General features: G+C 64.3%; 1 protein-coding gene. It reads left to right on the forward strand.

Annotated features, from left to right (window positions below):
* Nucleotides 1-551 precede the first annotated feature (551 nt).
* On the forward strand, nucleotides 552-723 hold a 172-nt coding region (locus tag AX750_RS18155; protein ID WP_197431890.1), incomplete at its 3' end, for a transposase.

Genomic DNA, 723 nt, shown 5'->3' on the forward strand with positions numbered 1-723 from the left:
TGGGGGTCAGTTCTTCATGACGGAAAGGGGGCAGTTCCGAATGTCGCTGGACAGCGAGGACCACGAGCCCAATCACCAGCTCTACCATGAGCCTGCGCCGTGTATGGCCGCGAGGATAGCCTGTCTTGCGATTATCCATTGTTCCACCTTCGGTTCGAACGGCTCCCAGGACTGCGGACTCCGCCGCGAGGACAGGTGATTCGGTCCTGTTGCATGTATTGTTTGTGTGAGAATCGCTGATGGCATCTTGGCGCAGAGCACACCCTCGCTATCGATGGCCTTGCCTGCTACGCCCTCGGGTCAGCGACGCCACTCCTCCGGGTTGGCCGTGGAAACTGCCGGTGCCGCGCCGCGTTGGTGACCGCGGCGCAGCTTCAGGGGTTGCTTGAAGGCCTCGACTGGCGCCGGGTGCATGAACGGCGCGAGACGCGCGTCCCTGTCGCGGCAAGTTGACCGTTCAGCACTGGCAAGCCGCTGGAATCCATGGTTGAATCGGTCTCGTGAGCGACGCGGCCGAACCTGTGACCAACGATCCGATCGCACTTCGGGCGATGCTCGCGGCGGAGCGTGCCGAGAATGAGCGGCTGCGCCAGATCATCAAGGAGTTGCAGCGCCATCGCTTCGGGCGTCGGGCCGAGAGCCTGCCGATCGACCAGCTGTTGCTCGGGCTCGAGGAGGCCGAGCAGATCGAGGCCGAGGGCCTCGCCGGCGAGGAAGCGGCTG

It is taken from the genome of Methylobacterium sp. CCH7-A2 (genome assembly GCF_001557075.1).
Classification (GTDB): domain Bacteria; phylum Pseudomonadota; class Alphaproteobacteria; order Rhizobiales; family Beijerinckiaceae; genus Allobosea; species Allobosea massiliensis.